Genomic DNA, 22,820 nt, shown 5'->3' with positions numbered 1-22,820 from the left:
TACTGCCAGCCTATCCTTATTCTACTTGATAAAAAGGATTTGCGCGAACATGGATTAAAAATTTTCCCGGAATCCGTAACGAATACCGTCATGAACTTGTCATATATTAGTAGAGAGGTGAAAAGTTGATGTTCGAATGGCTCATAATAGGTAAAGAAGAGGTCAAAATTACGTGCGGGAATAACACCCTCGTAGGCACTATCTCGAATTATTACAAAGCCTTCCAACTCATCAAAATCGACAATGTGCTAATTCCCGTCGAATGTATTCGGGAAATCGAGGTGCTGGATACGTCCGGTCCCGTTACGAATACGGCGGCAAGCCGCAGAAATACGCCAATCGATTTCTTCACCAAGAAGCTGGCACGGACTTAAGAAGCAGCAAAATGCCTCCACCAGACCTTTAGGTCCGGTAGGAGGCATTTTTGCTTGAGCTGCGAATTCGGCTTATTTCAAGCCCATTTCTTTGTTAACATCGCGAACGATGTTGAATTTGGCATCGTCGGAAGCTACGTAGCCTTTGTGAGAGTATACGTCAAAAATAACTTTTTGGCCTTCAGGGTCGTTGCCGATCGCGATGAACGCGTCCTGAATTTTCTTTTTCCATGCTGCATCCATATCCGTACGAACGGCGATAGTGTCATTCGGGATTTTGTCGGAGTAGCCAAGCACGCGGGTTTGTTTGAAAATGTCCGGATAATCTTTAGTCATGTTGGCGCGGATATCCTGGAATACGCCTACAGCGTCAACTTGACCGTTGAGCAGAGCGATAACCGCTTTGTCGTGTCCTTGGAACTGAACGCCGGTTACGTCTTTCACAGGATCTACGCCGGCTTTTTTCAACATATAGCCAGGATAGATGTAGCCTGCTGCGGAAGTAACGCCCTGCCAGCCCATTTTTTTGCCTTTCAAATCTTTCACTTCTTTGATCGGGGAATCCGCTTTTACAACGATCATAGCTTTGTAAAAATCTACGAGATCTTTCGTAGGCTGGCCTGTAGCATCGTCAACGCCAAGGCGGGTTGCTTGCGCAAGCAGGTCGGCCGCTTTGCGGGTGTCATGAGCAACGACGTAGTTGGACGGAGGAAGGAATCCGACATCTACTTGCTTGGAAGCCATTGCTTCGATAACCGTGTTATAATCTGTGGATACGGAAACTTTTACAGGGATGCCGAGTTTATCTCCGAGCAATTTTTCAAGTGGTCTTGCTTTTGCCTCAAGCGTTTCGGCGTTTTGGGACGGCACGAATTGCACTCTCAGCTCTTTAGGTACGAATCCTGCTGCTGCAGCTGCCGGCGAGGAAGAGGCTGCCGGTGAGGTTGATGCGGCAGTTGTGTTCTCTTTTTGTCCGCAACCTGCGATAGCCGCTGCCATTACCAGGGATAAACTAATTGCAGAAAACTTTTTTAACATTTGTTGACCTCCGATTAATTAATTTACAACTACTCTTGTAGTACTATAACATTAACACATCTGATATGGAAGATAGTGTGAAGTATTTGTTAAAGTGACAAAATTTCTGTAAAGGCACACAAAAACTAGAGATGCAGGAGTGGAAAAATGGAGAAGTTTGCTGACCGCAGGAGCTGTACGATTACGATTTTGGAGACTAGCGATTTGCATGGAAGTCTGCTGCCGATTCATTATGCCAATAATGGGCCCAACGAAGTAGGATTGGCGAAAATTGCGAGCTTGATTGCGGCCGAGCGCGGCAAAGAACAGCATGTGATCGTCATTGACAACGGCGATTTGATCCAAGGCACGCCGCTTGCCTATCATCATGCAAGGCTGGACAATACGCCGGTCAATCCGATGGTTCTCGGTCTGAACTATTTGAAGTATGATGCCGCCGTTCCGGGGAATCACGAATTTAACTACGGGCTTGACGTGCTGGACAAAGCGGTGAAGGAATCGGAATTCCCCTGGCTTTGCGCGACGATCGCCGATGAGGCGACAGGGCGGCCTTATTTTGGACAACCTTATATTGTCAAAGAAACACCGGAGGGTGTCCGCGTCGGAATTGTCGGATTAACGACACCGTATATCCCGAACTGGGAAAATCCCGACCATATTCGCGGTCTGGTGTTCGAAGATGCCGTCGCCAGCGCGGCCAAATGGGTAAAAACGCTTAGGGAAGAAGAGCGTGCCGATGTCGTCGTCGCTGCGTATCACGGCGGTTTCGAGCGCGATCTTGCGACCGGAGAGCCTACGGAGCCTCTGACGGGAGAAAATCAGGGATACCGGCTTTGTACGGAGGTCGAAGGCATCGACGTGCTTCTGACGGGGCACCAGCACCGCAGCCTTGCCGCAGTCGAGGTGGGCGGAGTCGTCATCGTTCAGCCCGGAAGTCTCGGCGCCGCGCTCGGCAAAGTGGAGCTGAAGCTGGAACAAAACGATAGCGGCACATGGAGCATTTTGTCCAAAAAGTCGGAATTGCTGTCCGTGCAAGGCGTCGACGCAGATGCGGGCGTTGTCGGATTGGCGGGCGAGTACGAGGCGAAGACGCAGAAATGGCTGGATCAGCCGATCGGCAAGCTGAAGGGCGATATGCTGGTCAAAGATCCGATGCAAATCAGGCTCCGGGACAGCGCGCTGATCGAATTCATCAACCGCGTGCAAATGGAGCTGTCAGGAGCGAAAATTTCCAATACGGCATTGTTTGACAATAGTTCGCCGGGGTTCCCTTCGGATATAACGATGAGAGATATCGTGTCGAACTATATTTATCCGAATACGCTGAAGGTCATTCGCATATCCGGTCAAGACATCAAGGATGCGCTTGAACAATCCGCGGAATACTTCGAGCTCGCGCCGGACGGCCGGATCGGGATAAGCGCCAAATTCAGCGAGCCGAAGCCGCAGCATTACAACTATGACATGTGGGAAGGAATCGAGTACAAACTGAATATTTCCCGCCCGCCCGGCCAAAGAGTCGTCAAGCTTGACTATGAGGGCCGTCCGCTTGATATGGAGGCATCCTATAATGTAGTGATGAACAATTACCGGGCCGGCGGCGGGGGAAATTATACGATGTTCCAAAATAAACCCGTTGTGAAAGATATACCGACAGACGTTGCGGAGCTGCTGGCTATTTATATTATGGAAAAAGGAACGATAGAGGCCTCATTAAATCATAACTGGGAAGTCGTTACCGAATAATTTACTTCTCTCGGACATATTCTCTGTCGCCGGTTCGCGGGTTGTAATAAACCCGGTAAGTAAAGCCGTCCTTCGGATCGATAAAAACTTCAGCCGTCCATACGAAACCGTTGGACGGCTGAGAATCGTCCGCGTTCGTCCTGCTTTTATAACGTTTGTCGTAGTAAGCCCAGCCCAGAAGGAAAAGAACGATAAATCCGATCAGCCAGATTCCGTAAAAGAATATGACGGGATACATCCCATTCATAACCTGCGCGTCCGGACCGCCGTGCCGTAAGCGACGATTTCGCTCATGTTCTGGCCGATGTCACCGCTGTCGAAACGCATCATCACGATCGCGTCCGCGCCCATCGCGGCGGCATTTTTCACCATGCGATCCATGGCTTGGCGCCGTCCGTCCTCAACCATCTGGGTGTACTGCGTCACTTCGCCGCCGACCAGCCCCTTGAGCGAAGCGAGGATGTCGCCGCCGATCCCTCTCGCCCGAACGACGACGCCGAACGTGCTTCCGAGCACCTCGGTAATTTCATGACCTGCAATGTTTTCTGTTGTAGCTACAATCATGCTTATCATCTCCTTGAGTGAAATATAGCTTGCTCTATCATTTTGTTGCGATATTATTAGCTTAGTACGTATTTTAACCGATGGGGGTTCCAAAATGAAAACAGTGGATTTATGGCCTGGCGTATCTTTTGAAGCCAGCGGAGAAATCAATGACGGGTGTCCGAGCTTGTCGCTCTACCCAGTCTCAGGGGAAGGCGCAAGCCCTGCAGTTATCGTCTGTCCCGGGGGCGGATACCGCAACCGCGCGTCCCACGAAGGCGAGCCGATCGCGCAGTGGTTGAACGGACTCGGGATTTCCGCATTTGTGCTGAATTACCGGGTCGCTCCCAATTATCATCCCGTGCCTATGCAGGAAGTGCTGCGGGCTATTCGCACAGTCCGGCATTATGCCGCCGAGTGGGGAATCGATCCCGGGCGCGTCGGTATTTTGGGCTTTTCCGCAGGAGGCCACCTGGCGTCTACGGCAGGAACGCATTACGACCTGGGCGATGCGCAGTCGGCCGATCCGATCGAAAGGCAGAGCAGCCGTCCCGATCTCATGGTACTGTGCTATCCGGTTATTACTTTTGGCGAATACACGCATCAAGGGTCGAAAACAAGCCTTCTGGGCGAGTCTCCCGATGAAGCGCTTGTCGAGCTGATGTCGGGCGAACGGCAAATTACCGAAGATACGCCACCGACCTTTTTGTGGCATACCGCCGATGATGCGGCCGTAGCCGTCGAGAACAGCATGCTGTTTGCCGCAGGTCTCAGCCGCAACAAAGTGCCTTTCGAGCTGCACGTGTTTGAAAGCGGTTCGCACGGGCTCGGTCTGGCGCAATCGCACCCCGAAGCCAAAGCCTGGCCGGAGCTTTGCGGCACGTGGCTGAAGAAGCAGGGCTTTTAACGCCGGGCGGGCCAGCCGCGGAGCGATAACAGTGACCGTATGTGCATTACGGTCGCTCAGACTGTTGAAAAGCTCGCACGCGCCAGGGGGCAGCACACCTATTTGACAGCGCGGGGAAAAACTGCAAAAGTGCAGCTTTTGCTCGACGGATACACTGTCCGCGAAATATTCCTGCAAATGTGCAGGCTTTTCACCGCGAACACGGGCTCAGGTTCATTTTCATCAAAAATTCCTGCACAATCGCAGGCTTTTCGCCAAAATGAACCATTTTTACGGAAAAAACCTGCACTTTTGCAGGTTTTACGGGCTGCCCCCAGGTCCCCCTTCGGCGGACCTAATTCTCAACACTCTGAGTGACCATCGGGTCACTGTTTATTATGACCCATGGGACGCGTATAAAAACAGCGCGTCCCAATTACGCATGATTCGGATTCTCGCCAAGCTCGACCTTCGTCCCCCTGGCTAACTAACTCCCACCATCCCGACTAACTCCCACCACCCTCTGGCGATTTTGCAGATACTGCAGAACGGCGCCCACCGAGAAGCACAGATCCACCGAGCCCCCCGCCACACGTACTAACTTCCACCACCCTCTGGCGATTTTGCAGATACAACAGAACGGCGCCCACCGAGAAGCACAGACCCACCGAGTCGCCCGCCACACGTACTAACTTCCACCACCCTTTGGTGATTTTGCAGATACAACAGAACGCGTTCACCGAGAAGCGCAGAGCCCCCGAGTCCCTATCGTTTGTGGAAACTCCTACCACCTTTGGCTAGCTAACTCCTACTCCCCTGGCTGACCAACCCCTGCTATCTTGACTCCCCTCCCCCAACCCCCTTGGCGATTTTTGCAGATACGACAGAACGGCGTCCGCCGAGAAACAGCGTGCCCTCCTCCCCGAGCCCTCCAATAAAGATTCGTTATAATGATTCTTTCGCTTGAGGAAAGTTTTGGTTTGTGAGTTAATGGAAGAGTAGCCGGCCGGCTGATTCCTCAGGAAAGGAGTGATCAAAGTGATTACAACAGCAGAGGTGGTCTCTGCGTAAGCAGAGGCAATCATTCACGGAGGCCGAAAGGCCTCCGCTATAATAAAGATTCGATCGCAAGTAGACAGAGTGAAGCTTTTAACATATAATAAAAATGTTACATTTTACTAATTCCAAGGTGAAAGGAGTGCAGTATACACATGAATACAGCAAACACAATGGTAGCAATGATGAATGCAGCGGCAGCCGCAGAGGTGCTCGTCTCTTAAACTGAATATCATTCGTGGAATAACCATTCACCTGATTATTGTATAATTGAATATACAAACAACAGGCACGATACGTTATCGTGTTTTTTTAATTCCTTTTTACAGAATGATAGGAGGTGCAGGGGCGATGAAAACTACCGCGGCAAATAAGGCGAATTCTTTTAAGATCGACATATTTGAGGAGGTTTTCATCAATGAGTTACAAGAACGGCAAGGACGTTCTTCCCCCTAGCCTATTAAAACAATTACAGGAGTACATCCAAGGTGAGATCATATACATTCCCAAAAAGGAGCAGAAACGCGCCGGATGGGGTGAAAATAACGGAACCCGGATTATTATCGAACGAAGAAACCGCGAGATTTTCCGGATGTACCAGAACGGATCGACAGTCATGGAGCTGATCAAAGTTTTCCATCTTTCGGAAGACAGCATCCGCAAAATTATTGTCAAAACCCGTGAATTAACTACAAATCAAGCGTAAAACAGCGACTAATGAGTTGCTGTTTTTTTTATTGACACTTTTTCGTGCAGTGCACGTACATGTATAGTAAATTTCATACCCAAGTTCGGCAAGGAGGGGTGTCTTATAGTTTCGGTTTTTGTTTACGGCACGCTTTTGGCAGGGGAGAGCAATCATCATGTAGCGGCGCCGCATGTTTTGTCCGTTCAGCCGGGGGCAGTCCGGGGGCGTTTGTACGACGTTGGCGCTTATCCGGCTCTTGCGCTCTATGACGAACGGGAGGCCTTTTCAGAAGGGACGGTCGTCGGCGAGTGGCTGGAAGTGACCGAGGAGGGACTGAAGGCGATGGACATTTTGGAGGACTACTACGGACCTGGCGGGCAAAATGAATACGAACGCGTGTGGGTGGCGGATATCAGCGGCCTTCGGGAAGGCTGGGTCTATGTTTGGAAAGATGTCACAGGACTTAAGGAAATTGCCGGCGGTTCGTGGAAAAAGTACAGGATAAAATGATATAATTGGCACGAATACATGTTATAAGGAGAGCATTCATGTCTGCGCATAAGATTTTGCTGGCTGACGATGAGGTGGCGCTGCGGTTTTTGCTCACGGAAACATTATCGGATGACGGCTACGAAATTACGGAGGTCGAAGACGGCCTGCAGGCGATCGACCGGCTGCAAAAGGAATCTTACGATTTAATTATTTTGGATTACATGATGCCCGAGCGAACCGGCGTCGAGGTATGTGAATGGCTGCGGAAAAGCGACAATGCCAACCGGAGCATTCCCGTGATTTTGCTTACCGCCAAGGCGCTCGACAAAGATAAGGAAAAGGCGAAGGCGGCCGGCGTCACAGCCTACATTGTGAAACCGTTCAGTCCGCTTCAATTGCTGGAGACGGTCGGACATTTGCTGAAAAACTGACACAGTATACGGGAGGACTTCATTCCTCAAAGATAAAGGGTGGTCGAACACGATGAACAACATCAATGAGGAACATGCGTCGGACAAAGATGCGAGAATCTTGCGGCAGGGCAGGAAGCTGTTCGTTCAAGAGCTCCATAAACAGTTGGACCAGATGGAGAAGCTGCTGCGTTTAATCCAAGTGCAGCCTGAATTTGATCCCGTGGCCAGGTTTTACCGGATTGCGCATACGCTTAAGGGCAGCGCGCCGATTTTTGGCTACCACCGGATCGGCAAGCTGGCGGAAGAGCTGGTGCACTGCTGGGAATGGAGCCAATCGATGACGAGCGAGAATGCGTCGTCCGTGATCATGCTGTCCCCCGTAGACGATAACATTGCATTTAGCCGGCGATCCCTGCTGCAGTTGAGCATGGAGCTTGATATTTGCGAGACGGAGCTTCAACTGGACGAACAGAAAAAGCCGGGAGGCGGCACGCTGCTCGGAACGTTAAAGAGCCGTCTTCTGCTCGTCGACGACGATGAAGTGCTGCGTTCTTATTTGACCCGCCGTTTGCAGCTTGACGAATGTATCGTCGATGAAGCGTCGGACGTTGAATCGGCCAAGAGGCTGCTGCGCGAGCATAACTATGATTTGGTGACGCTGGATTTGCTCATGTACCCGCAATCCGGATATGAGCTGTTTGAATATTTGAAAGAAGATCCGACGTTGAAGTGGCTTCCGCTCATTGTTCTTTCCGGGCGCGACGACTTGAATGACAAAGTCCGCTGCTTTCATCTCGGGGCCGACGATTACGTAACAAAGCCTTTTCAGTATGAGGAGTTGGCGGCGCGGATCTACAGTATTTTGAAAAGGACGAAAAATTTCGAGCAGCTCGCATTTCGCGATCCTTTGACAGGCGCGTTCAACCGCCGTTATTTCGATCTGCAGATCGGTTTGGAGCTGCAACGACTTGAGCGGTATCCGGCGCCGATTTCGCTTGCTTTTATCGATATCGACCGCTTCAAATCGATTAACGATACGTACGGGCACCATGTCGGAGATCTGGTGCTTCAGGGATTGGCGCATTTGCTGCAGGTGAATCTGCGGTCAACCGACTTGCTCGCGCGTTTCGGCGGCGAGGAGTTTGTCATCGCTATGCCGGGTGCTTCAGTCGGGCAAGCGGTACAAGCTTTGGAGCACGTTTTGGACAAAGTGCGGCAAAATCCCGTCGCCCAAAATGAAGGGCAGACGTTCTCCATTACTTTTTCCGCAGGCATAGCGGAATGGCAGCCAGGCATGGCCATGGAGGAGTGGATCGACCGGGCGGACAATGCGATGTACCAGGCGAAGCAGCAGGGCAGGAATCGCGTTGCCGCCGCCCGGGATGCGGAAGCAACGGACCGCGAATCCAAGCCCGCGCCCGACGCTCCAGCCAGAAAGAAGCTGCTTATCGTTGACGACGATCACATTTTGCGCTCGATTTTGACGTCTCACTTGGAGCATTTGCCTATAGATATTACGCTTGCTTCGGATGGCGAAGCTGCTTACCGGATGCTGCTGGAGAAATCGTTCGATGCTTGCATTTTGGATGGAATGATGCCCAAAATAGACGGTTTCAACTTGCTGGAGCAGCTTAAAACGAATCCCGTTCTGTCGCAGCGACACATGAAAGTGCTGATGCTTTCCGGGAAAAAGCGGGAAGACGATTTGCTCAAAGGCTACCATATGGGCGCCGATGACTATATGACCAAGCCGTTCTCTTTGGTGGAATTGGAAATACGGGTTCGCCGCTTAATGAAGCTGCCGTAAATAAGGGGATGGGAGCCGAGCCCGTTCCTTTTTTGCTGCAATAAAAGTTTGCCTGGAGAGGAGGCTTCACTCTATGTCCGATAAAGATGCGTTAGTCCGCTTCGGGATTTCGATGCCGCAGTCGTTGATCGAACAATACGATCAATTGATCGCCTTGCAGGGCTACGACAATCGTTCGGAAGCGATACGGGACCTCGTGCGCAAAGCTTTGCTCGTAAACAGCTCCATGCAGGAGGAGGAAACGGTGGCGGGCACGATTGTAATGGTCTACGATCATCACGTGAGCGACCTGCCGATTACGCTGACAGAGCTTCAACACGATTATCATCATGAGATTATTTCCACCATGCATATTCATTTGAATCATCAGCAATGTCTTGAAATTCTTGTCGTTCGGGGAAAAGTACGTCTGCTCCGGACGCTTCAACAGCGCATTCAGGTTCTTAAAGGAGTCAGTTATGCGGAATTGTCGGTCACGCATGTAGACGAGGCGCATGGACACGGTTCGTAGTCATGCCGGTTTTTTGATAGAATCGAGAGTAGGAGGTGCCGGAAGTGTCGGGAAAATATTTTACTTTGCAGCAGGCGAATGAGCTGTTGCCTGCAATCGACAAGGAACTGCGGGCCGTACAAGCGTTGAAACGGCAATTCGAGGATAAATACCGGGCGCTTCGCCAAAGCAAGGAGGAGTACTCGGGAGAGCAGCTCGGGGATGGAGAAGATCCGTTCTTTTTTATGGAGGCGGAACTGGAATTCATTCAGATCGAGGCGCGGGGACATATTCAAGGGTTTCAGCTCAAGGGAGTGGAACTGAAGGACATCGATATGGGACTCGTTGATTTCCCGGCTTTGATCGACGGCGAAGAAGTGCTTTTGTGCTGGCGGCAGGGAGAAGAAAGCATCCGCTATTATCATAGTAGGCAAGATGGATTCGCCGGCCGCAAGCCCATTTCGGAATAGAGGTTGAATGATGATAAGAAATCGTTATAACCGCCGGCTTGCCAAGCTTCGGCTGGCGGTCGTTTTGCTGGCATTCGCAGCGGTTATTCTGGGGATGATTTCCACCCCTCAGAAGGCACTGGCCCATGCCTCGCTGGTACAAGCCGTACCGGAAGCAAACAGTACGCTGAAGGATTCGCCCGCCCAAATATCCGTTACGTTCAATGAACGACTGGATGAGGGGCTCTTTTACATCAAGGTGCTCAACAGCAAAGGCAGCGAAGTTACCAAAAGCAGGGCGGTCATGAACCCGGAGCACACCGGTATGGTCCTTGCGCTGCCGAAGCTTTCCGAAGGCGTCTATTTGGTCAGTTATCATGTGATTTCGGAGGACGGCCACCCGGTTGGGGGCAGCTATCCGATCACGGTCGGCAATCCGCCGCAAGAGGAAAAGCTTCAGCTTCCGGCGGGTCAGGTCAACCATCAGCATGAGTTTACCGGTTCGTGGAGCAACAAGATTATGATTCAATACGCGGTTCGCGGGCTGTGGTATTTGGCCGTGCTGGCGCTGGCGGGTTGGGTCGTTTGGTTAAGGATCGACCGCAGAGGGGGAGCCGAAGCGCGGAAATCTTTATCCGCCTGGACATTGAATTTGCAGCGGGCCCAAGTGCTTGCGCTGCTGCTGCTGATTTTTACGCATATCGAGGATCTGCTGGGCGGCGGAGGTGCGGAGGAGCTGTGGCAGCTGTTCAGCGCGACGAGTATCGGGATCAGCTGGCTGCTGCTGCTGGTGCTCTCATGTTTAGGTTTTGCGATCGTGGGCAGGCTGGCCTGGCTTGATATATTGTGGGCGCTCGCCCTGCTGGCCGCCAAAAGCTTCAGCGGCCATGCCGCGTCCTATTCACCGGTCAGCGCAACGGTTACGCTGGATTTTATTCATTTGGCGGCCGCGGCGCTTTGGGCCGGCGGGCTGCTGCTCCTGCTCGTCAAGTGGCGCAAACGCAGCGAAGAGACGCCTGATTTTGTGAAAGCATTCTCGAAAATGGCTTTCGTGTCGATCATCGTTCTTACATTGACAGGCGCGGCATCGATTCTATTGTTTTTGCCCGGTTTGCACTACTTGCTTTACACGACATGGGGAATTTTGATGCTCGTGAAAATCGGGGCGGTCCTGCTGGTCATTGTCGCCGGAATCGTAATCCGCATGTATGTACGCAAGCGGAAGGCCCCGCAGGCTTACTTGTGGGTGAAAATCGATTTCGCCTTGATGGCGGTCATCGTAATTTTGGTCGGGCTGATTACCTACATGGCTCCCATCCCGTCCAATCAGCCTTTGGTGTGGCACGTTATGGGGGACAAGGTGCACATGACCTCCGGCATTAGCCCGAAGGCGCAGGGAACGAACACTTTTGAAACGAAGGTGTTTCTTCCGGAGAAGGCGGGCAAGCCAAAGCAGGTGCAAATGATTCTGCATTATACGGACGATACGGATATCGCTCCGATTCAAATTCCTTTGCAGCCTTTTGCCGATGAGAAGCAGGAGGAGTCTTACGGTTTTGTCAAATATAGCTACACAGCTTCGGGCGCATACTTGCCTTTCCGCGGCAACTGGGATTTGGAAGTCAGAGTAATGGACATGGAAGATAACGAAACCGTGTACCATAAGGATTTTATCGTGTACTAGAAAAAACGGCCCTTTTGCCAGAGGGCCGTTTTCATTTTGGGCGGCTGCAGCGATTGCTTTACAGCCTTATTGTTTCCACGCTTGCGGGTGATTGTCGCTGATCAGCTCGACGGCGCTTGCATTGGCGGCAACCTGCTCAGGGTTTTTGCAGCCCGGGATGACGGCGGTCACGGCCGGGTGCTTGAGGCACCACGCAAGCGCCCATTTGGCCATATCCATGCCCGCGGGAACCTCTTCCTGCCGGATGCGCTGCACTTCTTCCAGCTTCAACCGAGTGCTCTCCTGATCGTGGCGGTGCCGAACGTCCGTCGTATCGAAAACGGTGCCGGGCTTGTATTTGCCGCTAAGATATCCGCTGGCGAGCGGCACCCGGGCTAAAACGCCCAAATCCTGGCGCTCGCAGGATGGGAATACTTGCTCTTCCGGCACGCGGTCGAGCCGGTTGTAAACGACCTGGATCGCCTGCGAGTTGACCTTGGTCGACGCGTCCGTTTGGTGGATGTTGGCATTGCTGCCGATAGAGGTGCCCAAATGGCGTATTTTGCCGGCTTGAATTTGCTTGTCCAGCGTCGTCCACAGCTCGTCGTTGTCGAATGCGGCGTCCGGACCGGAATGGAATTGGTATAAATCTATGTAGTCGGTCCGCAGCGCTTTGAGCGAAGCGTCCAACTGCTTCACAACATCTCCGGCGGAGTAATCGTCGGTTCTGGTGAACCGTTCGTGGAAGTGATGACCGAACTTGGTCGCTACGACCCAATCCTCACGCTTGCGCCGCGACAAATAGTCGCCTATGAACGATTCGGACAAGTGATCGCCGTAGCACTCTGCCGTATCGATCAAGTTGATGCCGAGTTCGGCCGCCTTGTCCAGAATAGCGTCGGCTTCCGCCTGCGTGAACTCCAGTCCCCATTCTCCACCGAACTGCCAGGTGCCTACGCCTATGATGGAGACCTTTAATTCCGTTTTTCCGAGTCTGCGGTATTTCATTTCGACCACTCTCCTTATAAGGGTATCCAAATTCATTAAACGACAAAGCGGATGCCATGTCAAAGACAACGCTTTCTTTAACATTTTTATGTCAGATTAATGTTTGCCGGGCTGCGATCGTTTACAGTAAGACTTATCATGTTCACAAAGGAGAGAGCCATGAAGAAAAAGCTACTGTCCCTCGTCAAAGAGTGGGTGCCCAGCATCGCTTTTGCGGTGGTCCTCGCGCTGTTCGTCAATACGTACGTGGCCCAGGCGATGAGCGTCCCTACCGGGTCGATGCTGCCGACCATACAGCTGCAGGACGAGCTGGTTGTCGAGAAAATGAAGCCGCTCACCCATTTTGAATTCGGCGACATCGTCGTGTTCTGGCCTCCTCTGCCGGACAATAAGGACCGTTATGTGAAACGGCTTATCGGCTTGCCGGGTGATACGATCGAAGTGAAGGGCGGCGCTTTGTACCGCAACGGGGCAAAGGTGGACGAGCCGTATGTGAAAGAAGCGATGAATTATACGTTTGACAAAGTGACCGTACCTGCGGGCGAATATTTTTTCCTCGGCGATAACCGGAACGACAGCTACGATTCGCATTTGTGGCCGACGCCTTTTGTGCCGGAAAAAGACATTATCGGCAAAGCCGTATTCCGGCTTCTTCCGCTTAATCATATGGGCAAAATCGAATAAAACCCAAAAAGCTCCCTTCCGGCGGAATCCGGTTGGGAGCTTTTTTTATTAGGCGGGCTCGGGAGCCGCCGCCTCCGTTTTTTTGGATTTTGGGTTGGAAATTTTGATCGGGCCGATAAAGAAAGTAACGACGGCGCCCAGCAGCACGAAAACCAATCCGTAAAAAAATACTTGGTGAAGCGAAGCGACAAGCGCATTTTTGATAATCGGCAGCAAATTGTCCACGAATTCTTTAGGCATCTTGGCCAGCGTCTCGGGGCTGAGCAGCGAAGAATACAGCCCTTGCGGATTCGTATGGATCATCGAGGTCAACTGGCCGGCCATTTGGCCGGATTGCGCAGGCAGCTGTTTGATGACGGGAATTAAGTTGTCTTCAAGCAGCACTGTCGATTTATGATTCATAATTGCGCCGAGAATCGTCATCCCGAACGTACCGCCGATTTGCCGGAAAAACTGGCTCGAAGACGTTACGACCCCAAGCTCGGATTTGGGGAAGCTTTCTTGCAGCGCGAGTGTAAGAATCGGCATAACAAGCCCCATGCCAAGACCCAGAATAAGCATGTAGCCGGAAGCGGTCAGTTTGGTCGTATCCATGCCCATCGTGCCGAGCAGCAGGAAACCGGCCGCCATAATGATCATTCCGATCAGCATCTGTCTGCGCACGCCGACTTTGTGAATGAACTGCCCGGAAACCATGCTCGCGATAATCATGGTGATCATCATCGGCGTCATCACGGTGCCGGAAGCGGAGGCGCTGATGCCGACGATGCCCTGCATGAACAAAGGGACGAACATGATCGCGCCGAACATGCCGACGGACATCAGAAACCCGACGCCGTTGATCGTTGTGAACGTCCTGTTCTTGAACAGGCGGACGGGAAGGATCGGCTCTTCGGCCCTGTTTTCGATAAAGGCGAAGGCGGTTAGCGATACGACGGCAATGGCGAACAGGCCGATAATTTGCCAGGAAGCCCAGGCGTAATCTTTGCCGCCGAAAGTTAAAGCGAGCAGCAGGCTGACGACGCCGATAATCATGGTGACGATGCCGGGCACGTCGAATTTTACATTGCCGGCAGCTTTGTGCTTAGGCAAAGCGATCGCGATCAAAACAGTAGCGAGAATACCTACGGGAAGGTTGATGTAAAAGACCCAGCGCCAGCTCAGGGAGTCTACGATCCAGCCGCCGACCTGCGGGCCGATTACGGTCGCCAGACCGAAGATCGCACCGAAGACGCCCTGCCATTTGGCCCGCTGCTTGCCGCTGAACAAATCCCCAATAATAATCATCGCCATCGGCATCATAATGCCGCCGCCGATTCCTTGCAAGCCGCGGAACCAGATCAGTTCCGTCATATTTTGAGCCATTCCGCACAGGGCGGAGGCGCCGATAAAAATAATCAGCCCGGTCACATAGACGACGCGGCGGCCGATCAGGTCGGCCAGCTTGCCCGCGATCGGCACGACGACCGTCGAGGTCAGCATATACGCAGTCGTCAGCCAGGCCATCAGGCCGAGACCGCCGAACTCCCCGACGATGCGCGGCATCGCGGTGCCCACGATCGTTCCGTCCAACGCCCCGAAAAGCATGGCGATGATCAAGCCTGTCAACAAAAGGCCGCGGTTTTTCACGGCCGGCGATGCGGATTCTTCAAGCGGACCGGATGTCTTCGTATGATTGTTTTCCACTCTACTCACTCCTTGTTTTCAATGCCTCAGACTGTTACGGCGAAGTATGAAGCGATTTTTTCAAATGACTTGACGAAAATGTCAAGCTCTTCAGACGAGAGCTGCGATAAAGCTTGCGCCGAGACTTCCTTGTGAACTTCCATCGCTTTTTGCACGATTTGGTCGCCCGACTCGGTCAGTTCGACAAGCACAATACGGCGGTCCGTTTCGTGATGTTTTCGAATGACGTAACCGTTTTGAACCAGCCGGTCGATCATCACTGTAATCGCGCTGGGCTTGACGCCTAATTTGTCCGAAAGCTGGGTTTGCTTGATGAGGCCTTCTTTTTTAATGATAAAAAGCATGAAATACTGAGGCCCCGTAATATCAAATTCCAGCTTCGAAAGTACGGCATGGCCCAGTTTGCGGTGAGTCATTTCAAAAGCGGTCCGAAACCGGTCCGTATATGCGTGAATGGACTCGTCCATAGCAGTCCTCCTTTGTTATAATGGTTAAATTTTAAATGATATAATATTTAAATGATTTAAATAAATTATAAGCCGCTTCGCAGCATATGTCAAACCTTTTAACTCGATTATGAAGAATGCCCACTTGCATATAAGGCGTATCTTGCATATAATTACTCATAAATATACGAGCAAATGCTTTGACGGAGAAGAGTACGCAGTGCTTCTTGACAGGGAGGGAAAGCCGAAGATTGAGAGCTTGCCCCGGGAATCAGGCTGCCGAAGTTCGCTCCCGAGCAGTCTTTTGAACAGGTTGGGCTTATGGAGCCACGGCCTCAGTAGAGAGAACCGGACGGTTCGTCCGTTATCCGCAATGAAGTGAGATTCGGCTTGTGCATAACAAGTCCGGGTCTAATTAGGGTGGTACCACGGCTTTTTCGTCCCTTGTCCGGGGATGGAAAAGCCTTTTTGTGTTTTTATTAAAGGTTCTGCGTTTGAGGGACTAATTTCAGGAGGGATTTCGATGAAAGAGCGGTTAGAGGCTTTAAAGCAGGAAGCGCTGCAAGAGCTCGGAAGCGTTCAGAGCCAGCAGGAACTGAACGACCTGCGAATCAAATATTTGGGCAAAAAAGGACCGTTAACGGAAATTTTGCGCGGTATGGGCGCATTGAGCGCTGAAGAGCGCCCTGTCATCGGACAGGTTGCCAACGATGTCCGCGCGGCCATTGAAAGCGTAATTGAACAAAAACAAGCGGCCTACCTGCAGCAGGAAACCGACAACCGTCTCCGCGCCGAGACGATCGACGTCACTTTGCCGGGCCGTCCGTCGCAGCAAGGGGCCGTTCATCCTTTGAACAAAGTTATTCAGGATATTGAGGACATCTTCATCGGGATGGGCTATACCGTGGCGGAAGGTCCGGAAGTGGAACAGGATTACTACAACTTTGAAGCGCTGAATTTGCCGAAAGATCATCCGGCCCGGGATATGCAGGATTCCTTCTATATTACGGAAGAAATTCTTATGCGCACTCAGACCTCCCCCGTGCAAGTCCGCACCATGGAAAAACGCAAGGGCGAAGTGCCGATCAAAATTATTTGCCCGGGCAAAGTGTACCGCCGCGACGATGACGATGCGACCCATTCGCACATGTTTACGCAAATTGAGGGTCTTGTGATCGACCGGAATATCCGGATGAGCGACTTGAAAGGAACGCTGCTGCAGTTCGTTCAGGAAATGTACGGCAAGCAGACCAAAATCCGTCTGCGCCCGAGCTTTTTCCCGTTCACGGAGCCGAGCGTCGAGGTGGACGTAAGCTGCGCCATGTGCGGCGGCGCAGGATGCAGAACGTGCAAGCAAACCGGCTGGCTTGAAATTCTTGGCGCCGGCATGGTGCACCCGAGAGTGCTTGAAATGGGCGGATACGATCCGAAGGAGTACAGCGGATTTGCCTTTGGCATGGGCGTTGAACGGATCGCCATGCTGAAATACGGCATCGAGGACATTCGCCATTTTTATACGAACGACTTGCGTTTCTTGAAGCAATTCTTGCACGTGTAGGCATAAAGTGAAACTTATGCTTGCCATGCAAAATTTGCAGCGGCAAAACTTTAAGGAGGAATGAGACCATGAAGGTATCCTATCAATGGTTATCGGAATATGTAGACGTATCCGGCTATACGGCGGAGGATTTGGCGGAAAAACTGACCCGCAGCGGGATTGAAGTTGATATCGTAGAGGATCGCAACAAAGGTGTGACGAACGTAGTCGTAGGTTATGTAAAATCGCGCGAAAAACATCCGGACGCAGATAAGCTCAGCGTTTGTATCCTCGACGCGGGGCAAGGCGAAGACTTGCAAATCGTCTGCGGCGCAAAAAACGTAGCCGCAGGGCAAAAAGTGCCCGTAGCTCTCGTAGGGGCCGAACTGCCGGGCGGCTTGCAAATCAAGCGCGCCAAGCTGCGCGGCGTGGAGTCGCAAGGCATGATCTGTTCAGCCAAAGAACTGGGGCTGAACGACAAATTGCTGCCTAAAGAAATCCAGGAAGGCATTCTGGTCCTTCCTGAGGATACCGTTGTAGGCAGCTCTATCCTTGAAGTTCTGGCGATCAGCGACAAGGTGCTGGAGCTTGATCTGACCCCGAACCGCTCCGATGCACTAAGCATGATCGGAGTGGCGCACGAGATCGCTGCGATCCTCGACCGCAGCGTCAAGCTGCCGGATGCGGAGGCCGCGCTGCAAGCTGCGGAAGCAGCAGCAGTTAGAGCCGCGGACCGCATCAGCGTGAACATCACAGCGAAGGAGCAGTGCACCCACTATGCGGCGCGCCTCATCGAGGGCGTCCGCATCGGCACTTCCCCGCTGTGGATGCAAAACCGGTTGATGGCCGCGGGCATCCGCCCCATCAACAACATCGTCGACATCACGAACTTCGTGATGTTAGAGTACGGACAGCCGCTGCATGCATTTGACGCGGATCAGCTGAACAACGGCCACATCGATGTACGGCTTGCCGAGCCGGGCGAGAAGCTGGTCACGCTGGACGATGTGGAGCGCAATCTTGAGCCGCACATGCTGCTTATCACTGACGGCACGAAGCCTGTCGCGCTTGCGGGCGTAATGGGCGGCGCCAACTCCGAAGTGACCGAGAGCACGACGCGGATTTTGCTGGAATCCGCGAGATTCGCGGGCAGCTCCGTCCGCCGCACGTCCCGCCAGCTTGGCTTGCGCTCCGAAGCAAGCCTTCGCTTCGAAAAAGAAGTCAACCCGGAGGCCGTGCTTCCGGCTTTGAACCGCGCTGCGGCCCTGATGGCTCAGTATGCAGCGGGCCAAGTTGCCGACGGCATCGTCGAAGCCGTCGCCGGATCGCACCAGCCGGTCCGTATCGAGCTTGCGGTGGACCGCGTCAACAACTATCTCGGCACCGCACTGACGCTGGCCGAGATCGAGAAAATCATGGAGCGTCTCAGTTTCACCTTCGTTAAGACGGACGACGGACAGCTGCTCGTTCACGTTCCGAGCCGCCGCGGAGACATTACCCGGGATGTCGATCTGATCGAAGAAGTTGCACGCCTCTTCGGCTACGACAACATCCCGACGACACTCATGAGCGGCGTAACGACTCCCGGCTCATTGACCAAAGAGCAGTCGATCCGCCGCATCGCGCGTAATCTCCTGACACAAAGCGGGTTGCATGAAGTTATTACCTATTCCTTCACGCACCCCGATCAAAATTCGCTGCTTGCAGGCCTCTATCCTGCAGCAAAACCAATTCCTCTCGCCATGCCGATGAGCGAGGAGCGCAGCCAATTGCGCACAAGCCTGCTGCCTCATTTGCTTGAGGTTGTCAGCTACAACCGCAACCGGAGCAACGACGACGTGGCTGTTTTCGAGATGGCCAGAGTTTTTGTCAGCGAAGAGTCCGTCCTGACCGCTTTGCCGCAAGAAAAGCTGCTTCTTTCAATCGCCATGACAGGCAAACGCCGCCAGCCGCATTGGGGGCAAAAATCGGAGTCCGTCGACTTTTTTGATCTAAAAGGGATCTTCGATCGTCTAATTCATTATTTGGGAATTGAAAACCTGGAGTACGTTTCTGCAGCTCCTGAGGGCTTCCATCCGGGCCGCACGGCCGAGCTCTACTTGCATGGCGCAGGGGGAAGACAACTTATTGGAAGAGCGGGCCAGCTTCATCCCGCGCTTCAGCAGCAGCGCGATCTTGACGATACCTACGTTCTCGAAGTCGAGATGGGGCCGTTAATGGCCGCGGCAACCCATTCGATTGCCTACAAGCTTCTTCCGCGTTACCCGGCAATCGGCAGAGATATAGCTGTCGTTGTGAACGCAAACGTTCCGGTCGGTCATATGGAAAACACGATCCGCGAAGTGGCAGGCGAACTGCTGGAATCCATCCAGGTGTTTGACATTTATACGGGCGAAAGACTGGGGGCCGGCAAAAAGAGCGTAGCGTTCGCATTGATTTATCGCCATGCCGACAGGACATTGCTTGATGAAGAAGTAACGGACCTCCATGCAAAGGTCGTTCAAGCCCTTGAACGGCAATTTGAAGCAGAGCTAAGAAAATAGTGTGACTTATAGCGTTGAGGCAGGAAATCAGGCTGGTCTTATCGAATTGTTGTCGATAGGACCAGCCTTTCATCTAAGGGAGGATATAAAGAGTGAGCGCTGAAGAAAAGACTAAAATAACCGTTGAAATATACGGCAACCAATACAAACTCATGGCAAGCACTAGCACCAACTATATGAAGCGCGTTGCTGAGCACGTGAACGACCAAATGTTTCGTATCGCCAAAGGATACCCGCGCCTGGATTCGCAAAGAATTGCCGTGCTGGCTGCCGTTAACATGGCCGATGAACATCTTCGGATAAACACGGAAATCGAATTGCTCCGCCAAGAACAAGCAAAGCATGAAGAAGCACAGAAAGGGTATGACCAACTGCTCCAGAACTTCAATGAGCTAAAACTGGAGCACGAAGCCAAACTTCTACTCATCAACGAGCAAAATAACCAGCTTAAGCAGCTTCAAGACCGTCAGGAGGCCGCACAAGAGCAATTGATCCGCCAACACCAGGAAGAAAAAGAAGCCATCATCAAACAAAGCCAGGAAGAAAAAGAAGTCATCATCAAACAAAGCCAGGAAGAAAAAGAAGTCATCATCAAACAAAGCCAAGAAGAAAAAGAGGCAATCGTCCGACAAAACCGTGAAGAGAAAGAAGCTATCGTCAAACAAAACGAGGAAGAAAAAGACACTGTTGTCAGACAGATTCAAGAAGAGAAAGAAGCTGCCATCAGACAATATCAGCAAGAAAAAGAAGCGGCGGTCCAACAGCTGCAGGCGGAAAAAGAATCCGCGGCCCATGAATTCCGCTCCGAGAGAGAAGCCTTGCTGCAAAGACACGGCGCAGAAATGGAATCCATAATCAAGCAATATCAAGCCCAACTGAATGATCTGAATAGACGGCATAAAGAGCATCATGAAGAAATGGGGCAAATGTATGAGAATGAAAGAAGGCAGCTCATGGAGCAAGTGCAAGCGGAAAGAGAAGAACTCGTGCAGCGAAATCTGCAGGACGAATCGCTTCAAAGAGAACTGAACAAAGTACGGGCTGAATACCGTGAACTGCGGGAGGAATACACGAAACTGCAGAACGAATACAATGAATGGATCGAACTGGCCGAAACAGATGGTCCCGGCAGGTAATCTCCGTGCACATGAATAACTTGGATTACATCATTTTGGCAGTAGTAGCCCTCGGATTGCTTTTCGGTTACTTTAGAGGATTTATTGCGCAAATCGTATCGCTTTCCGGTTTTTTGCTTGCTTACCTGGTTGCGTTCTTCTTTTATAAAAACGTGGCCCCGATCCTGCGCCTTGCAATTCCGGTCCCTGCATACGAGAACTATCAACGGTATGAATTTATCGTTAAAGGTCTGAATCTGGATACTTATATCTTCAATGCGCTGGCCTTCGCCATTCTGTTTTTCGGAACCAGGCTTGCAATAAGCATCATAGGCAAAACATTGAACGTTATCGCCAAAACGCCGGGACTTAACCTCATCAATCGCTGGAGCGGAGCTCTACTTGGTTTGGCGGAAGCGCTCCTGATCGTCGTTATTGCCGTCAACGTCTTAACGATAGCCCCGTCAGACGGATTGCAAAAGCTTTTGTCCGGCTCAACTATAGCCCCCTACTTCATTAACGAACTCCCCAGCATTGCCGGAAAACTCCAAGAATTATGGAAGCAAGGAATCTCCGTATAAAAGCTGCCTCTTTCCTACCCGAGGGACAGGGGGCAGCTTATCAACAAAACGCATTTTCTGTGTCATCTACAAAAACAGAGTGTCGGCACCTCTTCACGACCTCACCCCCAAAAGCCGCCGCTGCAACGACCAAAACAAAGCATCGGTCCTGCCTGCCTTAAGCAACCCAAGCAAACGCAGCAAATCCAAATCACCAAAACATACTAATCCACACAAAAACCCGAAATCACTTGACGGGACACACTCCTCTTTCGCTAGCCGAGACCTTATTTGGAGACACATTTCTTTCGCTAGCCGAGACCTTATTTGGAAACACATCCATTCGCTAGCCGAGACCTTATTTGGGAACACATCTCTTTAAATTGATGGGACCTAACCCCATCACTTGCCAGAACCTTATTTGAAATACTTCCCTTCACATAAGAGGCGATCCAGTTCCCAATCTGGTCCAAAGATCAGATCTATTCAAGATTACATTGAATGTGGGATTTTCTGGTATCCGGCATGTCAAGCGACTCACTTCCAAAGTATTTGATATTTAAGCACAATGTGTGGTCGACCGACCGCCGTCAAGCAGCGCAACACCGCGCGCTGGGAGCTGCACACGTACCCGGAATCGGGCGCAGGGGTATTTTTGGTTGCTCAGCAGCTTTACCTGACCGACAAGAGGCTTTGTAGATATTACAGAATTGTGGTGTATGTGGTGGACCGGCCACCGTCATGCAGAGCAACAACGCGCACTGGGAGCTGCACACGTGCGATTTATCGTCATGGTGGTTTTCGCCTGCTTTAAAAGTAGTTGACCACCGTCAGGTGACGCCAAGCACTGCGCGCGGTGCGGAGTTTTTGCAGATACTACAGAATTTTTTTTAGAACGATGTAGCTCGATGAGATAGGGGGCAATTTATTCTTTACATACGAACATATATTCTGTATAATGGAATAAAAGGGAATGTTTGTTCCTGTTTGGGGAGGGCGGAGAATGGACTTTTCGGTGGAATCTTTGGATCGGATGTTTACCAGTGAGGAAGATTGTGTAGAGTACTTAATGAACAAGCGGTGGAGGAATGGATTCTGCTGCCCTCGCTGTGATCATACGGAATTTTTCAGGATTCGTACGAGGAACTTGTTGGAATGCAAAGAATGCAGAACGCAAGTTTCGTTAACCGCAGGCACGGTTATGCATAAATCGAAACTTCCGCTGTTAACATGGTTCAAAGCGATATACTTGCTTATTCGGACTGAACAAACCTATACCGCTTCTGCATTAGCACAACAAATTGATGTGAATTATCGAACTGCAAGGCTTATGTTGAATAAAATTCAATGCGCTTTGCATAAACGATATGATCGAATAGATTCTCCCAAAGCTAATGAATCGGCAGCTTCTAAACGACAAATGACCGCCGCGACTTCCCATAATCAAGCGAGTTAATTCAAAAGCTTGCTGCTCGACAGCTCGCGGCGAAGTTTCCGTTGAAGGGAGCAGTTAACTTGGCCTCATTTATTTTTAAAAGTTCCGGGCTTATACTCCATAATACGGATGTTTTGCTTTCCAAATGGGTCGATGCCTGT

General features: G+C 51.6%; 22 protein-coding genes. 16 read left to right on the top strand and 6 right to left on the bottom strand.

The window, feature by feature from the left end; all coding sequences use genetic code 11:
- Positions 1 to 128 precede the first annotated feature (128 nt).
- Positions 129 to 374, top strand: coding sequence for a hypothetical protein (locus tag AC0LWT_RS30925; RefSeq protein WP_474685135.1), 246 nt, complete (start codon positions 129 to 131; stop codon positions 372 to 374).
- A gap of 72 nt (positions 375 to 446) precedes the next feature.
- Here AC0LWT_RS30925 and AC0LWT_RS30920 read toward each other — a convergent pair whose 3' ends face one another.
- The gene (locus AC0LWT_RS30920) at positions 447 to 1,412 is read right to left on the bottom strand and encodes a phosphate/phosphite/phosphonate ABC transporter substrate-binding protein (RefSeq protein WP_474685134.1); all 966 of its coding nucleotides are present in this window, start codon (positions 1,410 to 1,412) and stop codon (positions 447 to 449) included.
- Positions 1,413 to 1,559: 147 nt separating this feature from the next.
- Between AC0LWT_RS30920 and AC0LWT_RS30915 the strand changes: the two genes are divergently transcribed.
- Positions 1,560 to 3,158, top strand: coding sequence for a bifunctional metallophosphatase/5'-nucleotidase (locus AC0LWT_RS30915; protein WP_474685133.1), 1,599 nt, complete (start codon positions 1,560 to 1,562; stop codon positions 3,156 to 3,158).
- A 1-nt stretch (position 3,159) separates the two neighbouring features.
- Here the strand turns inward: AC0LWT_RS30915 and AC0LWT_RS30910 are convergent, their stop codons facing one another.
- The gene (locus tag AC0LWT_RS30910) at positions 3,160 to 3,405 is read right to left on the bottom strand and encodes an HD family phosphohydrolase (RefSeq protein ID WP_474685132.1); all 246 of its coding nucleotides are present in this window, start codon (positions 3,403 to 3,405) and stop codon (positions 3,160 to 3,162) included.
- Positions 3,402 to 3,722: a YbjQ family protein gene (locus tag AC0LWT_RS30905; protein ID WP_474685131.1), complete on the bottom strand. Its 321-nt coding sequence runs from the start codon at positions 3,720 to 3,722 to the stop codon at positions 3,402 to 3,404. The genes AC0LWT_RS30910 and AC0LWT_RS30905 overlap by 4 nt, the downstream gene beginning before the upstream one ends.
- A 94-nt stretch (positions 3,723 to 3,816) precedes the next feature.
- Between AC0LWT_RS30905 and AC0LWT_RS30900 the strand changes: the two genes are divergently transcribed.
- The 8 genes from AC0LWT_RS30900 to AC0LWT_RS30865 all read left to right on the top strand — a co-directional run bounded on the left by AC0LWT_RS30900 (position 3,817) and on the right by AC0LWT_RS30865 (position 11,666).
- Positions 3,817 to 4,608 (top strand): alpha/beta hydrolase, encoded by a 792-nt coding sequence (locus AC0LWT_RS30900; RefSeq protein ID WP_474685130.1) that lies wholly within the window; start codon positions 3,817 to 3,819, stop codon positions 4,606 to 4,608.
- A gap of 1,453 nt (positions 4,609 to 6,061) precedes the next feature.
- Complete coding sequence (locus tag AC0LWT_RS30895; RefSeq protein WP_474685129.1) at positions 6,062 to 6,349, top strand: CD3324 family protein; 288 nt, start codon at positions 6,062 to 6,064, stop codon at positions 6,347 to 6,349.
- A 105-nt stretch (positions 6,350 to 6,454) separates the two neighbouring features.
- Positions 6,455 to 6,841 carry a gamma-glutamylcyclotransferase family protein gene (locus AC0LWT_RS30890; protein WP_474685178.1) on the top strand — a complete coding sequence of 129 codons (387 nt, stop codon included), beginning with the start codon at positions 6,455 to 6,457 and terminating at the stop codon, positions 6,839 to 6,841.
- 38 nt (positions 6,842 to 6,879) lie between these two features.
- Positions 6,880 to 7,254: a response regulator gene (locus tag AC0LWT_RS30885; RefSeq protein WP_474685128.1), complete on the top strand. Its 375-nt coding sequence runs from the start codon at positions 6,880 to 6,882 to the stop codon at positions 7,252 to 7,254.
- 52 nt (positions 7,255 to 7,306) lie between these two features.
- Positions 7,307 to 9,043 (top strand): diguanylate cyclase, encoded by a 1,737-nt coding sequence (locus tag AC0LWT_RS30880; RefSeq protein ID WP_474685127.1) that lies wholly within the window; start codon positions 7,307 to 7,309, stop codon positions 9,041 to 9,043.
- Between the two features lie 73 nt (positions 9,044 to 9,116).
- Positions 9,117 to 9,554 (top strand): nickel-responsive transcriptional regulator NikR, encoded by a 438-nt coding sequence (gene nikR / locus AC0LWT_RS30875; RefSeq protein WP_474685126.1) that lies wholly within the window; start codon positions 9,117 to 9,119, stop codon positions 9,552 to 9,554.
- Between the two features lie 44 nt (positions 9,555 to 9,598).
- Positions 9,599 to 10,003: a DUF2203 domain-containing protein gene (locus AC0LWT_RS30870; protein ID WP_474685125.1), complete on the top strand. Its 405-nt coding sequence runs from the start codon at positions 9,599 to 9,601 to the stop codon at positions 10,001 to 10,003.
- 7 nt (positions 10,004 to 10,010) lie between these two features.
- Entirely contained in the window at positions 10,011 to 11,666 is a 1,656-nt protein-coding gene (locus AC0LWT_RS30865; RefSeq protein WP_474685124.1) for a copper resistance CopC/CopD family protein, read from the top strand.
- A gap of 66 nt (positions 11,667 to 11,732) precedes the next feature.
- Here AC0LWT_RS30865 and AC0LWT_RS30860 read toward each other — a convergent pair whose 3' ends face one another.
- The gene (locus AC0LWT_RS30860) at positions 11,733 to 12,653 is read right to left on the bottom strand and encodes an aldo/keto reductase (RefSeq protein ID WP_474685123.1); all 921 of its coding nucleotides are present in this window, start codon (positions 12,651 to 12,653) and stop codon (positions 11,733 to 11,735) included.
- A 159-nt stretch (positions 12,654 to 12,812) separates the two neighbouring features.
- Here AC0LWT_RS30860 and lepB point away from each other — a divergent pair, with 159 nt between their 5' ends.
- On the top strand, positions 12,813 to 13,337 hold the full coding sequence (lepB, locus tag AC0LWT_RS30855; RefSeq protein ID WP_474685122.1) for a signal peptidase I: 525 nt from the start codon (positions 12,813 to 12,815) through the stop codon (positions 13,335 to 13,337).
- A gap of 48 nt (positions 13,338 to 13,385) precedes the next feature.
- Here the strand turns inward: lepB and AC0LWT_RS30850 are convergent, their stop codons facing one another.
- Together AC0LWT_RS30850 and AC0LWT_RS30845 are read right to left on the bottom strand one after the other, a co-directional pair.
- The gene (locus AC0LWT_RS30850; protein WP_474685177.1) at positions 13,386 to 14,924 is read right to left on the bottom strand and encodes an MDR family MFS transporter; all 1,539 of its coding nucleotides are present in this window, start codon (positions 14,922 to 14,924) and stop codon (positions 13,386 to 13,388) included.
- A gap of 125 nt (positions 14,925 to 15,049) precedes the next feature.
- Positions 15,050 to 15,490: a MarR family winged helix-turn-helix transcriptional regulator gene (locus AC0LWT_RS30845; RefSeq protein ID WP_474685121.1), complete on the bottom strand. Its 441-nt coding sequence runs from the start codon at positions 15,488 to 15,490 to the stop codon at positions 15,050 to 15,052.
- 502 nt (positions 15,491 to 15,992) lie between these two features.
- Between AC0LWT_RS30845 and pheS the strand changes: the two genes are divergently transcribed.
- The 5 genes from pheS to AC0LWT_RS30820 all read left to right on the top strand — a co-directional run bounded on the left by pheS (position 15,993) and on the right by AC0LWT_RS30820 (position 22,680).
- Complete coding sequence (pheS, locus tag AC0LWT_RS30840; RefSeq protein ID WP_474685120.1) at positions 15,993 to 17,027, top strand: phenylalanine--tRNA ligase subunit alpha; 1,035 nt, start codon at positions 15,993 to 15,995, stop codon at positions 17,025 to 17,027.
- A 68-nt stretch (positions 17,028 to 17,095) separates the two neighbouring features.
- Positions 17,096 to 19,549, top strand: coding sequence for a phenylalanine--tRNA ligase subunit beta (gene pheT / locus AC0LWT_RS30835; protein WP_474685119.1), 2,454 nt, complete (start codon positions 17,096 to 17,098; stop codon positions 19,547 to 19,549).
- A gap of 92 nt (positions 19,550 to 19,641) precedes the next feature.
- A complete protein-coding gene (locus AC0LWT_RS30830; protein WP_474685118.1) occupies positions 19,642 to 20,685 on the top strand; it encodes a cell division protein ZapA in 1,044 nt (347 codons plus the stop codon).
- An 11-nt stretch (positions 20,686 to 20,696) separates the two neighbouring features.
- A complete protein-coding gene (locus tag AC0LWT_RS30825) occupies positions 20,697 to 21,245 on the top strand; it encodes a CvpA family protein (RefSeq protein WP_474685117.1) in 549 nt (182 codons plus the stop codon).
- 952 nt (positions 21,246 to 22,197) lie between these two features.
- The gene (locus tag AC0LWT_RS30820) at positions 22,198 to 22,680 is read left to right on the top strand and encodes a transposase (protein WP_474685116.1); all 483 of its coding nucleotides are present in this window, start codon (positions 22,198 to 22,200) and stop codon (positions 22,678 to 22,680) included.
- Positions 22,681 to 22,820 lie beyond the last annotated feature (140 nt).

It is taken from the genome of Paenibacillus sp. sgz302164 (assembly GCF_056120505.1).
The sequence above is the reverse complement of the archived record's forward strand: the minus strand, read 5'-3'. Positions and strand labels throughout refer to the sequence as shown.

Excerpts from the sequence above, each read along its gene's own strand:
- AC0LWT_RS30925 (WP_474685135.1), top strand. The coding sequence starts at position 129 with ATGTTCGAATGGCTCATAATAGGTAAAGAAGAGGTCAAAATTACGTGC.
- AC0LWT_RS30920 (WP_474685134.1), bottom strand. The coding sequence starts at position 1,412 with ATGTTAAAAAAGTTTTCTGCAATTAGTTTATCCCTGGTAATGGCAGCG.
- AC0LWT_RS30915 (WP_474685133.1), top strand. The coding sequence starts at position 1,560 with ATGGAGAAGTTTGCTGACCGCAGGAGCTGTACGATTACGATTTTGGAG.
- AC0LWT_RS30910 (WP_474685132.1), bottom strand. The coding sequence starts at position 3,405 with ATGAATGGGATGTATCCCGTCATATTCTTTTACGGAATCTGGCTGATC.
- AC0LWT_RS30905 (WP_474685131.1), bottom strand. The coding sequence starts at position 3,722 with ATGATTGTAGCTACAACAGAAAACATTGCAGGTCATGAAATTACCGAG.
- AC0LWT_RS30900 (WP_474685130.1), top strand. The coding sequence starts at position 3,817 with ATGAAAACAGTGGATTTATGGCCTGGCGTATCTTTTGAAGCCAGCGGA.
- AC0LWT_RS30895 (WP_474685129.1), top strand. The coding sequence starts at position 6,062 with ATGAGTTACAAGAACGGCAAGGACGTTCTTCCCCCTAGCCTATTAAAA.
- AC0LWT_RS30885 (WP_474685128.1), top strand. The coding sequence starts at position 6,880 with ATGTCTGCGCATAAGATTTTGCTGGCTGACGATGAGGTGGCGCTGCGG.
- AC0LWT_RS30880 (WP_474685127.1), top strand. The coding sequence starts at position 7,307 with ATGAACAACATCAATGAGGAACATGCGTCGGACAAAGATGCGAGAATC.
- nikR (WP_474685126.1), top strand. The coding sequence starts at position 9,117 with ATGTCCGATAAAGATGCGTTAGTCCGCTTCGGGATTTCGATGCCGCAG.
- AC0LWT_RS30865 (WP_474685124.1), top strand. The coding sequence starts at position 10,011 with ATGATGATAAGAAATCGTTATAACCGCCGGCTTGCCAAGCTTCGGCTG.
- AC0LWT_RS30860 (WP_474685123.1), bottom strand. The coding sequence starts at position 12,653 with ATGAAATACCGCAGACTCGGAAAAACGGAATTAAAGGTCTCCATCATA.
- lepB (WP_474685122.1), top strand. The coding sequence starts at position 12,813 with ATGAAGAAAAAGCTACTGTCCCTCGTCAAAGAGTGGGTGCCCAGCATC.
- AC0LWT_RS30850 (WP_474685177.1), bottom strand. The coding sequence starts at position 14,924 with ATGCTTTTCGGGGCGTTGGACGGAACGATCGTGGGCACCGCGATGCCG.
- AC0LWT_RS30845 (WP_474685121.1), bottom strand. The coding sequence starts at position 15,490 with ATGGACGAGTCCATTCACGCATATACGGACCGGTTTCGGACCGCTTTT.
- pheS (WP_474685120.1), top strand. The coding sequence starts at position 15,993 with ATGAAAGAGCGGTTAGAGGCTTTAAAGCAGGAAGCGCTGCAAGAGCTC.
- pheT (WP_474685119.1), top strand. The coding sequence starts at position 17,096 with ATGAAGGTATCCTATCAATGGTTATCGGAATATGTAGACGTATCCGGC.
- AC0LWT_RS30825 (WP_474685117.1), top strand. The coding sequence starts at position 20,697 with ATGAATAACTTGGATTACATCATTTTGGCAGTAGTAGCCCTCGGATTG.
- AC0LWT_RS30820 (WP_474685116.1), top strand. The coding sequence starts at position 22,198 with ATGTTTGTTCCTGTTTGGGGAGGGCGGAGAATGGACTTTTCGGTGGAA.